13 protein-coding genes and 1 tRNA gene are annotated in these 12,787 nt (G+C 64.5%); 9 read left to right on the top strand and 5 right to left on the bottom strand.

The window, feature by feature from the left end; translation table 11 throughout:
* Together AC1RRT_RS00220 and AC1RRT_RS00215 are read left to right on the top strand one after the other, a co-directional pair.
* The gene (locus tag AC1RRT_RS00220; protein WP_493011628.1) at positions 1–816 is read left to right on the top strand and encodes a DUF502 domain-containing protein; all 816 of its coding nucleotides are present in this window, start codon (positions 1–3) and stop codon (positions 814–816) included.
* Positions 791–2,020, top strand: coding sequence for a cytochrome P450 (locus AC1RRT_RS00215; protein WP_493011626.1), 1,230 nt, complete (start codon positions 791–793; stop codon positions 2,018–2,020). The genes AC1RRT_RS00220 and AC1RRT_RS00215 overlap by 26 nt, the downstream gene beginning before the upstream one ends.
* Here the strand turns inward: AC1RRT_RS00215 and AC1RRT_RS00210 are convergent.
* Positions 2,017–4,170, bottom strand: a complete 2,154-nt coding sequence (locus AC1RRT_RS00210) for a methyl-accepting chemotaxis protein (RefSeq protein WP_493011625.1) — start codon at positions 4,168–4,170, stop codon at positions 2,017–2,019. The two genes, AC1RRT_RS00215 and AC1RRT_RS00210, sit on opposite strands and share 4 nt — an antisense overlap.
* Positions 4,171–4,345: 175 nt before the next feature.
* Between AC1RRT_RS00210 and AC1RRT_RS00205 the strand changes: the two genes are divergently transcribed.
* Positions 4,346–4,696: an acylphosphatase gene (locus tag AC1RRT_RS00205; protein ID WP_493011624.1), complete on the top strand. Its 351-nt coding sequence runs from the start codon at positions 4,346–4,348 to the stop codon at positions 4,694–4,696.
* Positions 4,697–4,711: 15 nt separating this feature from the next.
* Here AC1RRT_RS00205 and AC1RRT_RS00200 read toward each other — a convergent pair whose 3' ends face one another.
* On the bottom strand, positions 4,712–5,386 hold the full coding sequence (locus tag AC1RRT_RS00200; protein WP_493011623.1) for an NAD-dependent epimerase/dehydratase family protein: 675 nt from the start codon (positions 5,384–5,386) through the stop codon (positions 4,712–4,714).
* A 416-nt stretch (positions 5,387–5,802) separates the two neighbouring features.
* Between AC1RRT_RS00200 and AC1RRT_RS00195 the strand changes: the two genes are divergently transcribed.
* On the top strand, positions 5,803–6,057 hold the full coding sequence (locus AC1RRT_RS00195) for a hypothetical protein (RefSeq protein WP_493011622.1): 255 nt from the start codon (positions 5,803–5,805) through the stop codon (positions 6,055–6,057).
* Between the two features lie 32 nt (positions 6,058–6,089).
* On the opposite strand, the gene lipB is transcribed toward AC1RRT_RS00195, so the two are convergent.
* On the bottom strand, positions 6,090–6,758 hold the full coding sequence (gene lipB / locus AC1RRT_RS00190) for a lipoyl(octanoyl) transferase LipB (RefSeq protein ID WP_493015108.1): 669 nt from the start codon (positions 6,756–6,758) through the stop codon (positions 6,090–6,092).
* A gap of 131 nt (positions 6,759–6,889) precedes the next feature.
* Between lipB and AC1RRT_RS00185 the strand changes: the two genes are divergently transcribed.
* The 3 genes from AC1RRT_RS00185 (at position 6,890) to AC1RRT_RS00175 (ending at position 9,737) form a co-directional block, all read left to right on the top strand.
* On the top strand, positions 6,890–7,129 hold the full coding sequence (locus AC1RRT_RS00185; protein WP_493011621.1) for a FliM/FliN family flagellar motor switch protein: 240 nt from the start codon (positions 6,890–6,892) through the stop codon (positions 7,127–7,129).
* 85 nt (positions 7,130–7,214) lie between these two features.
* Positions 7,215–7,301: transfer RNA gene (locus AC1RRT_RS00180), tRNA-Leu, on the top strand.
* 147 nt (positions 7,302–7,448) lie between these two features.
* A complete protein-coding gene (locus AC1RRT_RS00175; RefSeq protein ID WP_493011620.1) occupies positions 7,449–9,737 on the top strand; it encodes an NADP-dependent malic enzyme in 2,289 nt (762 codons plus the stop codon).
* A gap of 8 nt (positions 9,738–9,745) precedes the next feature.
* On the opposite strand, the gene AC1RRT_RS00170 is transcribed toward AC1RRT_RS00175, so the two are convergent.
* Both AC1RRT_RS00170 and AC1RRT_RS00165 read right to left on the bottom strand, forming a co-directional pair.
* A complete protein-coding gene (locus AC1RRT_RS00170) occupies positions 9,746–10,735 on the bottom strand; it encodes a dienelactone hydrolase family protein (protein ID WP_493011619.1) in 990 nt (329 codons plus the stop codon).
* Positions 10,736–10,816: 81 nt separating this feature from the next.
* Positions 10,817–11,698 (bottom strand): LysR family transcriptional regulator, encoded by an 882-nt coding sequence (locus AC1RRT_RS00165; protein ID WP_493011618.1) that lies wholly within the window; start codon positions 11,696–11,698, stop codon positions 10,817–10,819.
* A gap of 105 nt (positions 11,699–11,803) precedes the next feature.
* Between AC1RRT_RS00165 and AC1RRT_RS00160 the strand changes: the two genes are divergently transcribed.
* Positions 11,804–12,256, top strand: coding sequence for an acyl-CoA thioesterase (locus AC1RRT_RS00160; RefSeq protein WP_493011617.1), 453 nt, complete (start codon positions 11,804–11,806; stop codon positions 12,254–12,256).
* A complete protein-coding gene (locus AC1RRT_RS00155) occupies positions 12,253–12,720 on the top strand; it encodes a PaaI family thioesterase (protein WP_493011616.1) in 468 nt (155 codons plus the stop codon). The genes AC1RRT_RS00160 and AC1RRT_RS00155 overlap by 4 nt, the downstream gene beginning before the upstream one ends.
* Positions 12,721–12,787: the final 67 nt, after the last annotated feature.

Raw genomic sequence — 12,787 nt, 5'->3', positions numbered from 1 at the left:
ATGACCACCACACCGCCGCCATCGCCTGAAGACCTGCCGCCGATCATCCCGGCCGTCACGCCGGTGACGCCGCCAAAGATCAGCCTGCTGACCCGGCTGCGCAATTACTTCCTCGCCGGCATCATCGTCACCGCGCCGATCGGCCTGACCATCTATCTGGTCTTCATCACCATCGATGCCATCGACCGCAACGTCCGTAGCCTGGTGCCGCAGGGCTTCGAGCCCGAGCGTTTCATCCCGTCCTACAATCTGCCGTTCGGCATTCCCGGGCTGGGCCTGATCGCCGCCTTGGTGCTGCTGACGCTGATCGGCTTCCTCGCCACCAACCTGATGGGCAGGACTCTGCTCAGGCTGGGCGAGCGGCTGGTCGGCCGCATGCCGATCGTGCGCGGTGTCTATTCGGCGCTGAAGCAGATTTTCGAAACCATGTTCAGCCAGTCGGGCAATTCCTTCCGGCAGGTGGCGCTGGTGCCCTGGCCCTCGACCGGCTCGTGGACCATCGCCTTTGTCACCAACTATGTGCAGGGGCCGGAAGTCAGCGGCAAGCTGGGCGAGGACCTTGTCACCGTCTATGTGCCGACCACGCCGAACCCGACGGGCGGCTACATGACCTATTACCGCCGCCGCGACATCCATGTGCTGTCGATGACGGTGGACGAAGCGATGAAGCTGATCATTTCCTGCGGCGTGATCGTGCCGCAGGGCATTGCGCAGGATCTGAAGGCCGCGAAGACGGCCGGTGGAGGAACCAGTGTCAAAACCGATAATGGCAGCAGGAGCGGCGACGGGAATGGCGACGGGGGCTTCACGCCCTGATGCCGTCACCCAGTTCGACCTGCGGGCGCTGGACCGGGACTTCCTCGACAATCCCTATCCGCTCTATCATCTGCTGCGCGCGCATGAGCCGGTGCGGCGGATGCCCGACGGCAGCTGGTTCCTGACGCGCTACGACGACCTGCAGGCGGTCTATCGGGATAACGCCTCATTCTCATCCGACAAGAAGATCGAGTTCGGGCCGAAATTCGGCGACACGCCGCTGTATCGCCATCACACCACCAGCCTCGTCTTCAACGATCCGCCGCTGCACACCCGCGTGCGCCGGCTGCTGGCGCCGGCGTTTACGCCACGCGCGCTGAAGCTGCTGGAGGCGCGGTTTGTTGCCCTGGTCGACCGGCTGCTGGATCGCGCCGTGAAGAATGGCGGTATGGATGTGGTGACGGATTTCGCCGCCGCATTACCGGTGGAAATTATCGGCGACATGCTCGCCGTGCCCAATGAAGACCGCCATCTGCTGCGCGACTGGTCGCTCGCCATCCTCGGTGCGCTCGAACCGGTGCTGACGCCCGAGCGCGCAGCGGCCGGCAACCGCGCCGTATCCGAATTCGAAGACTATCTCGACCGCCATATCGCCGCGTGGACGCCCGATGCCAGCATGGCCGACGGCTATGGCGACGTGCTGTCGGGTCTGCTGAAAGGCGACGAGAATGGCGACCGTCTCACGGCGGCCGAGCTGGTGCAGAACTGCATCTTCCTGCTCAATGCCGGTCATGAGACCACCACCAACCTGATCGGCAACGGCATCGCCGCGCTGCTGGGCTGGCCCGAGGAACTGGCGCGGCTGCGCGCCGATCCCGGCCTGATCCGCACCGCCGTTGAAGAATTCCTGCGCTTTGAATCCTCCAACCAGCTCGGCAATCGCCGCGTGGTCGAGCGCGTGACAATCGGCGGCGTGACGTTTGAGCCGGGCGACCTGATCACGCTCTGTATCGGTGCGGCCAACCGCGATCCGGCGCAATTCCCCGATCCCGATCGCCTCGATGTCGGCCGCACGCCCAATCGGCATCTGGCTTTCGGCGCTGGCATTCACGCCTGCGCCGGCATGTCGCTGGCGCGCATCGAGGGCCAGATCGCCATTCAACGGCTGCTGGCCCGCGTGCCGGCCTTCCGTGCGACGGGGCAGGCCGTGCGCGGCGGCCGTGCGCGCTTCCGGGGCTTTCTGAGTTACCCGGTAAGCTTCTAAGCCGCCTTGAAGAAGCCGACCAGCTGCGACAGGTCATGGGCCTGCTGCGCCAGTTGCTGCGCCGACGCAGACGTTTCCTCGACCAGCGCGCCGTTGCGCTGGGTCATCTCGTCCATCGAGACGACCGCCGTATTGACCTGATCGAGTCCGGTGGCCTGCTCTTTGCTGGCTGCCGCGATCTCGGCCACGATGTCGCTGACTTTCTTCACGGCGGCGACGATCTCGGTGAGCGATTGCCCGGTGCGGTTGACCAGCGCCGCACCGGTCTTCACCTGCGCATTTGATTCGCTGATCAGCGCCTTGATGTCTTTGCTGGCATTGGCCGAGCGCTGGGCCAGCGCCCGCACTTCCTGGGCGACGACGGCGAAACCCTTGCCGGCTTCACCGGCGCGGGCCGCTTCAACGCTTGCGTTGAGGGCGAGCAGGTTGGTCTGGAAGGCGATCTCGTCGATCAGCGACACGATGTCGGCGATCTTCTGGGCGCTGCCTTCGATCTGCGTCACGGCGGTGACGGCCTCGGCCACCACGCTGCCGCCTCTTTCCGCCGTGTCGCGTGCCGCCGTCGCCAGTTGCGTGGCAGCCTGGGCGTTGTCGGCATTCTGCTTCACCGTCTCGGTGATCTCATGCATCGAGGCCGCGGTTTCCTCGATCGAGGCGGCCTGCGATTCCGTGCGGCTGGCCAGATCCAGGCTGCCCGTCGAGATTTCGGCCGAGGCCGTCTTAACCGTCTCGGCGCTTTCCGCCAGCCGCTGCGCGAACTGCCGCAAGGTGGCGATCACCTGGTTGGAACTCTGCTTCAGGTCGCCGAACACGCCGTCATAGTTTCCGTTGACGGTGACAGTCAGGTCGCCCTGCGCCATCGCCCCCATGGTGCCGGCCATTTCGCCCACCATGCCCTGCAAGGTGGTGGCCAGGCCGTTCATCTGGTCGCCCAGGTCGCGGAACACGCCCTGCAGGTCGGCGGTTTCGACACGGCGGTCAAGCGCGCCGCTGCCGATGGCGGTGCAGAACTCGGCGATACGGCGGCTGATGCGCTGGTCGCGTTCGCGCGCTTCGGCCAACTCGCGCTGTTCGCGGTCCAGCCGCTCGCGTTCAGCGGCATCAAGCCGGGCCTTGTCCTCGGCATTGGTCTTGAACACGCCGAGCGCCTTGGCCATGTCGGCCACTTCATCGGAGCGGTTCACGGTCGGCACCTGATGGCTCAGATCACCGGCAGCCAGCGCCGTCATCAGGCTGGTCATCTTGGCCAGCGGGCCGCCGATGCCGCGTCCGATCATAAAGGCAACGCCCAGGCTGAGCAGCGCCACCGCCAGCATGCCGCCGATGGTGCCGGTGTTGGAGCGGCTGCGCATCGCATCCGCCGCTGCGCGGATATCGTTCATCTCCTGCAGGTTCTGTGCGAACAGCGCATCCACCTGCTGCAGCACCGTGGCGCCGCCGGTATCCAGCGCCTGGTTGGCGCTGCCCACCTGCAGGGTGCTGTCGGCGAAGGCGGCGAAATCCTTGCGATAGGTATCCAGCAGCGGCAACTGCGCGGCATGGCCGTTGCGCTCCAGGCTGGAGCGGAAGTCGTCGGCGCTCTTGTTGAAGCGCTCGATGTAACTGCGGTCGCGGCGCAGGATGAAATCCTTTTCATGTCGGCGAAGCGTCAGCATCTGCGCGATCAGGCGATCCTCGGTGCCGGCGCCCAGGCTCCCCTCGATCTCGCGCACCGCCTTGCGCAGCGTGCCCTGCAGGCCGCTGTTTTCGTCGAAACCCAGCTTCTCCCATAATGCCTGGAAGCTGTCGAAACGCTGGGCATAGACGCCGAGTGCGGCCAGTGCGGCCTCGGTTTCCTGGCGGTCCTGTCCGTCGCTGGCCTGCACCATCAGGTCGAGGTTGCGGCGCGCCTCGGCGATATTCTGCTTCACGGCTTCGGCTGCCTTGGCATTGGGGCGGTCATTGAAGACGCGCTCGCCGATCCGGGCCTTCAGGAAGCTGTCGCGCGCCTTGGACGACAGTTCGACCATCGTGGTGGCTGCCTGATCGGCGGTCATCAGCCGATCGACACTCGTATTCATGATGACAATGAAGATCGTAATGACGGCAAAGGCGGCCAGTACGATGCCGCCGATGCTGATGATCTTCGCCCCCACACGCCAGCGAATCATACTGCCCCCAATGTTTCTGTTCGTATTCCCCCGCACATATTGTGATTGTGTTTCAGTTACATGAAATAACCTTTGGGGCTTAAATCACCCCAACGTGTCCGTCTAAGTTGCGAGCAGAATGGACATTTTTCAGGCTGCGCGAGCGGTGAAGGGGTATAACTGAAGGTTGTAAAAAATGGGCGACTTCCGTCTGGCTGCCAACCGTGGCAGCGGGCAAAATGCCGCTATGAGCAAGATGGCGCGACGATATTTCATCTCCGGCCAGGTGCAGGGCGTGGGCTTCCGCTACTGGACCACGGGCCGGGCCAAGCAGCATGGCCTGGTCGGCTGGGTGCGCAACCGCCGCGACGGCAAGGTGGAAGTGCTGGCCTATGGCGAGAAGAGTGCACTCGACAGCCTGGCGCAGGACCTGCACCACGGACCGGCAGCCGCGCGGGTCGAGGCGGTGCAGGACGCGCCGGTGACGCCGGAAGAAGCCGAGCTTGCCGCCGGCGCGACCGGGTTCTCGCAGGGCAAGACGTTGTAGGGCTGGACGCTGTCGTTACAGAGCGTTGATGTCCACGATCTCCAGCACGCGCTTGTCCGGCTGCCGGCGCACCACGGCGATCATGGCCTTGCCGACCTGTTCGGTGGTGGTGAGCGATTGCGGCCACAGTTTTTTCACCAGCGGCAGAACCGGCATCAGCAGGATATAGGCGGCACGGTAGACGCGGCTCTTGGGCACGATGCCGTGCAGCGGCTCGATCATGCCCGGGCGGAACATGTAGGCCGCCTTGAAGGGCAGGCGCAGCAGCGCATTCTCGGTGCGGCCCTTCACGCGCGCCCACATGACCGGGCCGCGCTCGCTGCTGTCGGTGCCGCGGCCGGTGATATAGGTGAAGGTCATTTGCGGGTTGAGCCGGGCCAGCACCGTGGCAGCAGTCAGGGTCAGGTCCTGGGTCACCCGGGTGTAGTCGGCCTCGCTCATCCCGGCCGAGGAGACGCCCAGGCAGAAGAAGCAGGCATCGAAGCCGGTCAGCCTGTCCTCGATCCCCGAATAGTCGAACAGGTCGGCATGGATCAGGTCCTGCAGCTTGGCATGATTGCGGCCCATCGGGGTGTCGCGCGCGGGGCTGCGGCCGATGGCGACCACGCGGGTCACGCCCGGATCAAGCAGGCATTCGCGCAGCACGCCCTGGCCGACCATGCCGGTGGCGCCGAAGATCAGGACGTTCATGCGGGGGCCTGTTCAGAGGGAGGATGGGGCGGCCATCATAACCGGCGGCTGGCCCGGTGACAGGCCGGGCGACAGGGCAGGCAACAGGGCAGCGTCACATCTTGATCCGTCGCCTATGCCCCCTATATGTTCTCATGGTTGTAAGGCGGCCGACCTGATATCCGTCTAACCAGAAACGAACGCAAACGAAGCCGCGCGAAGGCCAGCGAGCGCCAGTGAAGCCCAGCGAACGCCCGCGAAGGCTGGCGAAGCCAACCGAACGGCCACGAAGGGCAAGGAAGCCAAAGGAAGTGAAGTGAGCCATTCCCGTTTCGTCATGCCCGCGAAAGCGGGCATCCAGGGTAAAATGCTCTGTCTTATGCTTCTGGATACCCGCTTGCGCGAAGATGACAATAGAGTTTAAGAGGATTCATTAAGTGTTTGGCAAAAAACGAAAACTCGTTATGTCTTTGAAGGAATGGGCGATCTGCTATGCGGGATCGCTCGGCTTCGGCGGCCTGGCCTGGTGGGCGACGGGCAACCAGTGGGTCGGCTTCGGGGTAATCGTTATCTTTACCGCCGTCTATGTCCTGTTCGTGAAGTCAAAGGCCGCTTCAGAAGAGGCCGCCGTGGTCTCGACCGAAGGCATGACCCGACAGCAGCGCCGGGCACACGAACGCAAGAATAAGTGATTAAAATTCATAATCTTAAAGTCTGTTTTTAATCAGACTTCACAAGTCTGGCCGAGGCGGTCCAGCAGGGCCGGCTCGATGGTATCGCGCAGCGCCATGTCGACATCGGTCATGGCCGCCGTCAGCCCCAGGTCGACCAGCGAGGTGACGCCGAAAGGCTCAGCCTCGGTCTTGGTGATGCCGCAGGAAACGATGCCGCCGTAATGCCCAAGGTCAGGCTCCACATTCAGGCTCAGGCCATGGAAGGTGACCCAGTGCCGGACCCGCACCCCGATGGCGGCGATCTTGTCCTCGCGACCCGGCCCCTGGTCCGGGCGCTCGACCCAGACGCCGACCCGGCCGGTCCTGATCTCGCCCGTCACGTTGAAGCGGGCCAGCGTGGCGATCACCCAGTCCTCCATGCGGCAGACGAAGGCCCGGACGTCCTTGCCGCGCCGGCCGAGGTCCAGCATCAGGTAGGCCACCCGCTGGCCGGGGCCGTGATAGGTGTATTGGCCGCCGCGCCCGGTCGCATGGACGGGGAAACGCGGGTCGAGCAGGTCGCCCGGCTTGGCCGAGGTGCCGGCGGTGTAGAGCGGCGGGTGCTCCACCAGCCAGACCAGTTCCGGCGCGGTTCCGGCCCGGATGGCGGCAACGCGCTCCTCCATGGCGGCCACGGCGGCCAGGTAATCGACCCGGCCATCGCTGATCGCCCAGTCCACCGGACCGGCGGGGGTGTCGATGACGCTCTGGGGGGCGGGGATGACGGACATGGGAGGGGACCGGGCTTTAACGCTGTGCTAACCTGCGGTGAGTTACTTAGCGGCTGCAGTGGCCGGAAGGAAGGTGTCGCATGGTCAGCAATACGGCCGTCAATGACGTTTCCGTCGAGATCTCCGTGGTTCTCGGCAAGGCGACCATGCCCATTCACCAGGTTCTGAAGGTCGGCCGCGGCGCCGTGATCGAGCTGGATGCCAGCGTCGACGACCATGCCTGGATCTTCGCCAACAACAAGCTGATCGCCCGCGGCGAGATCGTGATTTCCGGCGAGAAGGTGGCGGTTTCCATCACCGACACCATGTCGGACGACTAAAGCCCGGATTTCTCCGGGGAATACTCCGCCTCGCGGCCTTGAATACCCCGACAGGATTTGCTATTCCCCCGCGTCGCCCGAAAATGCGGTCGTGGCGGAATTGGTAGACGCGCAGCCTTGAGGTGGCTGTGGCCGAAAGGCCGTGAAAGTTCGAGTCTTTTCGACCGCACCATTCGATATGACACAGGGACATGCCGGTTCTGCGCCATTTCCCGCAGCGGCAATGCCCATCTCCCTTTCCTCGGATACCCGGCTGTTGTAAGCCTGATTGCCCTGGCGGCAAGGCCGCCGTTTATCGTTGATCCGACGAGAGTTTTAGATGAAATCCGACCTTGACCGCGCGGCGCTGGAATACCATCGGCTGCCCAAGCCCGGTAAGCTGGAAATTACCCCGACCAAGCCGCTCGGCACCCAGCGCGACCTAGCGCTTGCCTACAGCCCCGGCGTGGCGGCGGCCTGCAATGCCATCGTGGAAGATCCCGGCCAGGCGGCCGAGCTGACCGCGCGCGGCAACCTGATCGGCGTCATCTCCAACGGCACCGCCGTGCTCGGCCTGGGGAATATCGGGCCTCTCGCCTCCAAGCCGGTCATGGAAGGCAAGGCGGTTCTGTTCAAGAAGTTCGCCGGCATCGACGTCTTCGACATCGAGATCAACGAGACCGATCCGGAAAAGCTGATCCAGATCATCGCCTCGCTGGAGCCGACCTTCGGCGGCATCAACCTGGAAGACATCAAGTCGCCGGAATGCTTCGTGGTCGAGCGTGCGCTGCGCCAGAAGATGAAGATTCCGGTCTTCCACGACGACCAGCACGGCACCGCCATCACCGTGGCCGCCGCCGTGCTGAACGGCCTGCGCGTGGTGGGCAAGAAGATCGAGGATGTGCGCCTGGTGGCAAGCGGCGCAGGCGCCGCCGCGCTGGCCTGCCTCGACCTGCTCGTCGCGCTCGGCGTGAAGAAGGAAAACATCGTCGTCAGCGACATTGCCGGTGTGGTGTTTGAGGGCCGTACCGAGCAGATGGACGAGTTCAAGGCGCGCTATGCCCGCCCGACCAACCATCGCACGCTGGGCGACGCGATCGCCGGCGCCGATGTCTTCCTCGGTCTCTCGGCCGCCAATGTGCTGAAGCCGGAGATGGTCGAGAAGATGGGGCCGAAGCCGCTGATTCTCGCGCTGGCCAACCCGACGCCGGAAATCCTGCCCGAAGAGGCCAAGAAGGTGCGCCCCGACGCGATCCTGGCCACCGGGCGTTCGGATTATCCGAACCAGGTGAACAACGTTCTCTGCTTCCCGTTCCTGTTCCGCGGCGCACTGGATGTCGGCGCCACCACGATCAACACCGAGATGGAGCTGGCTGCTGTGCGCGCCATCGCCGACCTGGCGCTGGCCGAAATCTCCGATGTCGTGGCCCGCGCCTATGGCAATGACGAGGACCTGAGCTTCGGCCCGGAATACTTCATCCCCAAGCCCTTCGACCCGCGCCTGATCCTGCAGATCGCGCCGGCCGTGGCCCAGGCCGCGATGGACAGCGGCGTGGCGACGCGGCCGATCACCGACATGAAGGCCTATCGCGAAAGCCTGGAGCGCTTCGTCTACCGCACCGGCTTCGTCATGCGCCCGACATTTGAGCGCGCCAAGCGCCGCCCGATGCGCATCATCTACGCCGAGGGCGAGGACGAGCGCGTGCTGCGCGCCGCCCAGATCGTGCTGGACGACAAAGTGGGCCAGCCGATCCTGATCGGCCGTCGCGCCGTGGTCGAGCGCCGCATCGAAAAACTCGGCCTGCGCCTGAAGATCGGCGAGAATGTCGAACTGATCGATCCCGATCGCGACGACCGCTACCATGAATACTGGTCCGGCTATCTGGCGCTGATGAAGCGCAAGGGCGTGGCGCCCGATGATGCCCGCACCATCATCCGCACCAACACCACGGTGATCGCGGCCATGGCCGTGCAGCGCGGCGAGGCCGATGCGATGATCTGCGGCGCCGTGGGCCAGTATGACCAGCATCTGCCGCATATTGTCGATGTGATCGGCCTGCGCCCCGGTGTGCAGGTGGCTGCGGCGATGCAGCTGCTGGTGCTGCCGCATGGCATGTTGTTCATCACCGATACCAATGTCAGCCTCGATCCCACGGCCGACGAGGTCGTGGCCATCACCCAGCTGGCGGCCGATGAAGTCCGCCGCTTTGGCGTGGTGCCGAAGATCGCACTGCTGTCGCATTCCAATTTCGGTACGTCGTCATCGCCCACGGCGCTGAAGATGCGCGAGGCGACCCGTCGCCTGCATCAGTTGATGCCCGATGTGGAAGTGGAAGGCGAGATGAAGGCCGATGCCGCCGTCTCGGAAGCCATCCGCGAAAAGCTGATGCCCGACAACGGCCTGAAGGGCAGCGCAAATCTGCTGGTGATGCCCAATCTCGATGCCGCCAATATCTCGTCCAACCTGGTGCGCCAGATGGAGCAGGGCTTCTATGTCGGCCCGATCCTGATGGGGGCGGCGAAGTCGGCTCATATCGTGTCGCGCAATGTCACCGTGCGCGGCCTGGTCAACATGAGCGCCGTCGCCGTCGTCGACGCGCAGGATCACGCCGACGCGACAAAGGCCTGAGCGGCGGCTCAGTTCAGCTTGAACTGACTGCGCAGGATCGTCTTCACGGCGTCGGTCACCTGCCGCGTGGCGTCGGGGTCGGCGCCAACATTGGGGTCGAGTTCGACGCAAGCGTCGGTGTAGCGGAATTCGGTGCCGGTCTTGGCATTCATCAGCATGCCCACCGGACCTTCCTTGATCGTGCAGTTGCGCACCGTCTGCGCACCCTTCGAGGGTACGGCCGGGTTTGCCGCGATCGGGCTGTCGAAGCCATGCGGCCCGTTGGCATATTCAGTGATTTGGATGGTGCGACCCGCCGCCTTCAACCGGTCGCCATACCCCTTGCAGGCGGCGACCGGATTATAGTTGTCGGCCTTGCCGGCGAAGATATGCACCGGCCTGTCGACCAGCTTGGTGTCGTCTTGATAGCTGGTCATGCAGTCCGGGTAGAAGGCGATGTAGGACGCGAAGAAGGCGCCCGAGGTGTTCCACTGGCTGTGGAAGCGCTGCAGGCTGGCATACAGCGCTGCCTGGCCGCCACGCGAGAAACCCATCAGCACGATGCGTTCGGGGTCGACGCGGGGATGCTTGGCCAGGATGCCGAGGGCGCCATAGATATCGAGAATGAAGTTGAGGCGACCGAGCAGGGCCTGATTGGTGCTGACGCTGGTGATGCCGCGCCCGGTGAAGCCGTCGATGGCGAAGGTTGAAATGCCCATCGCGTTGAACTCGCGGCTCCAGTAATCGACATTGGCGCCGATGCCGCCCGAGCCATGCATCAGCACGACGACCGGCAGGCGCCCGCTGCCCTGGGCGATGCGCAGCTCGCCGGTCACCGTGGCCGGCTGTCCGTCTTTTTCACCCTTGAGGAACTTGCTGTCCGACAGAGTCAGCGTCGGGATCGTGTGCAGCTCGACGCGCGCGGCGATGCTGCGGGTGGAAGAGTCCTGCGCCGTGGCTGCCATGGGCAAGGCGAGAGCGAAGAGGCAAAGCAGTGCGGACCGCGTGATCAGGCGCATTGTGTTTCCATCCCGTTTTTTGTTCTGCGGCCAGCCTAGCCGGCCCGGGATGGAATGCCAAATTCTAATGTCCGATTTAGCCTAGTGACCGATCACCGTGCGGCTGGCGGTGGCGTCCCAGTTATGGCCGCTGGCGAACTCACGCAGATGCTGCAGCGCGGGATTGCTCTCCTCGCGCCAGAGCAGGCCTATGCGATGCGCATCGCGTAGCTCGGGCAGGGTGAGCGTGGCGATCTCGGCACTCTCCATCCAGTGCGGCAGGATCGCTAGGCCGATGCCGGCCTCCACCAGCGAGAGCAATCCTGCATCGCTCTCGGCGCGCGCGATGATGCGCGGCCGCACGTTCATCCCGTCGAACAGCCGTTCCGCTGCTGGCATGATCTCGGCCTGCGGCCGGATTGCAAACGGCTGATCCTGCAGATCGGCGATGCGCGCACTGGAGCGGTGCGCCAGCGCATGGGTCTGCGGCACGGCCAGCAGATAGCGCTGGCGGAACAGCGGCAGCGTCCGCTCTTCCGTGTCTAGCGGCAGGATAGCGGCATCGATGCGCCCCATATCGAGGCGCTTGCTTAGCGTCGCCGCCGGGGCTTCCAGCGTTTCCAGCGCAATATCGGGATTGGCGGCGGCAAAGCTACCGAGCAGGGCGGTCAGCCGTTTTGGCGGCAGGCCGATCATGTAGCCAAGCCGCAGGCGTAGCTGAGCCGGGCGGCTTTCCTGCCGCAACTCGCGGCGGGCGGCGGTCCATTCCTGCAGCAGCAGCCGGGCCCGGGGCAGGAAGCGTGCGCCGGCCGGGGTGAGCTGGGCCGAGCGGCCGCGCTCGAACAGCAGGGCGTCGAGGGATTCCTCCAGCCGTTTGATCCCGGCCGACAGGGTGGGCTGGGTCACGTTGGCGCGTTCGGCGCCCCGGGTGAAACTGGCGGTTTCAGCCACGGCCATGAAATAGCGGATCAGGGTCAGGTTCATGAGACATAGGAAAACCCTATCCGGATCATAAAAACAATCGATTTTCTCTATTTCATGATCCGGGCTATCCCGGCAGCCAAGGAAAACCGGAAGGGAGACCTCCAAATGGCCGAACGATATGTCGAAACCCTGCGTCTGATGCCGCAGGCCTGGGAGTGCGATCATCTGGGGCATGTGAACGTGCGCTCCTATATGGGCTGGATCGGCGATGCCGCTTTTTCGCTCTGGGCCATGCACGGGCTGGGGCGCGATGAATCCGAGGCCGAGCAGGTCGGCGTCGCTGCCGTGCGGTCGGAAGTCGACTATCAGGCCGAGTTGCGCGGCGGCGATGTCGTGAAGATGGAGACCACCGTGGAAAGCCTGGGCGAGCGTAAGATCGTGTTCCGCCATCGCCTGATCCGGGTGACAGATGGTAAGCAGATCATGGGGGCGAAATTGACTGGCGTGTGCCTCGACCTGATCAAGCGCAAGTCGCGGCCGTTTCCCGAAGCCTTTGCAGCGCGCATCGCCAGCGCCTTCGGTTTGCCGCCGATCACGCCCAGGGAGGCCGCCGCATGAGTGATTTCAAGCCGCAGAATCCAGGCTTCGAAGCCTTCGTGCGCGACAGCTTCAGCCGCCAGCCGGCGATGCATCTGATCGGTGCTGAGATGACCGTGCTGCGGCCCGGCTTTTGCGAACTCATGCTGTTGCGCCGGCCCGACCTCACGCAGCAGCATGGCTTCGTGCATGGCGGCATTGTCGGCATGATCGCTGATTCCGCCGCGGGCTACGCTGCCTTCAGCCTGTTCCCCGCCGATGCCTCGGGGCTGACGGTGGAGTACAAGATGAACCTGATGGCGCCGGCCGATGGCGACCGCCTGATCGCGCGCGGGCAGGTGACGCGCGCCGGCCGCACCCTCACGGTGGTCGGCTTTGATGTCTTCGCCGAGAAATCGGGGAAGATGCTGCACTGCGCCACGGGATTATCGACGCTGATGTGCATTCCGGGGCGTTCTGACGCACCCCCGCCGGCTGCATCCTGAGCCGCGATCCGCTACACTCTCGCCACCCCGATTCAGGCTTCGGCCAGCAGTCTCGTCCGAGAAGGGT

It is taken from the genome of Ferrovibrio sp. GW821-FHT12B10 (assembly GCF_058807515.1).
Note: the sequence above shows the minus strand (reverse complement) of the source record. Positions and strands in the feature narration are given on the sequence as shown.

Excerpts from the sequence above, each read along its gene's own strand:
- AC1RRT_RS00220 (WP_493011628.1), top strand. The coding sequence starts at position 1 with ATGACCACCACACCGCCGCCATCGCCTGAAGACCTGCCGCCGATCATC.
- AC1RRT_RS00215 (WP_493011626.1), top strand. The coding sequence starts at position 791 with ATGGCGACGGGGGCTTCACGCCCTGATGCCGTCACCCAGTTCGACCTG.
- AC1RRT_RS00210 (WP_493011625.1), bottom strand. The coding sequence starts at position 4,170 with ATGATTCGCTGGCGTGTGGGGGCGAAGATCATCAGCATCGGCGGCATC.
- AC1RRT_RS00205 (WP_493011624.1), top strand. The coding sequence starts at position 4,346 with ATGGGCGACTTCCGTCTGGCTGCCAACCGTGGCAGCGGGCAAAATGCC.
- AC1RRT_RS00200 (WP_493011623.1), bottom strand. The coding sequence starts at position 5,386 with ATGAACGTCCTGATCTTCGGCGCCACCGGCATGGTCGGCCAGGGCGTG.
- AC1RRT_RS00185 (WP_493011621.1), top strand. The coding sequence starts at position 6,890 with ATGGTCAGCAATACGGCCGTCAATGACGTTTCCGTCGAGATCTCCGTG.
- AC1RRT_RS00175 (WP_493011620.1), top strand. The coding sequence starts at position 7,449 with ATGAAATCCGACCTTGACCGCGCGGCGCTGGAATACCATCGGCTGCCC.
- AC1RRT_RS00170 (WP_493011619.1), bottom strand. The coding sequence starts at position 10,735 with ATGCGCCTGATCACGCGGTCCGCACTGCTTTGCCTCTTCGCTCTCGCC.
- AC1RRT_RS00165 (WP_493011618.1), bottom strand. The coding sequence starts at position 11,698 with ATGAACCTGACCCTGATCCGCTATTTCATGGCCGTGGCTGAAACCGCC.
- AC1RRT_RS00160 (WP_493011617.1), top strand. The coding sequence starts at position 11,804 with ATGGCCGAACGATATGTCGAAACCCTGCGTCTGATGCCGCAGGCCTGG.
- AC1RRT_RS00155 (WP_493011616.1), top strand. The coding sequence starts at position 12,253 with ATGAGTGATTTCAAGCCGCAGAATCCAGGCTTCGAAGCCTTCGTGCGC.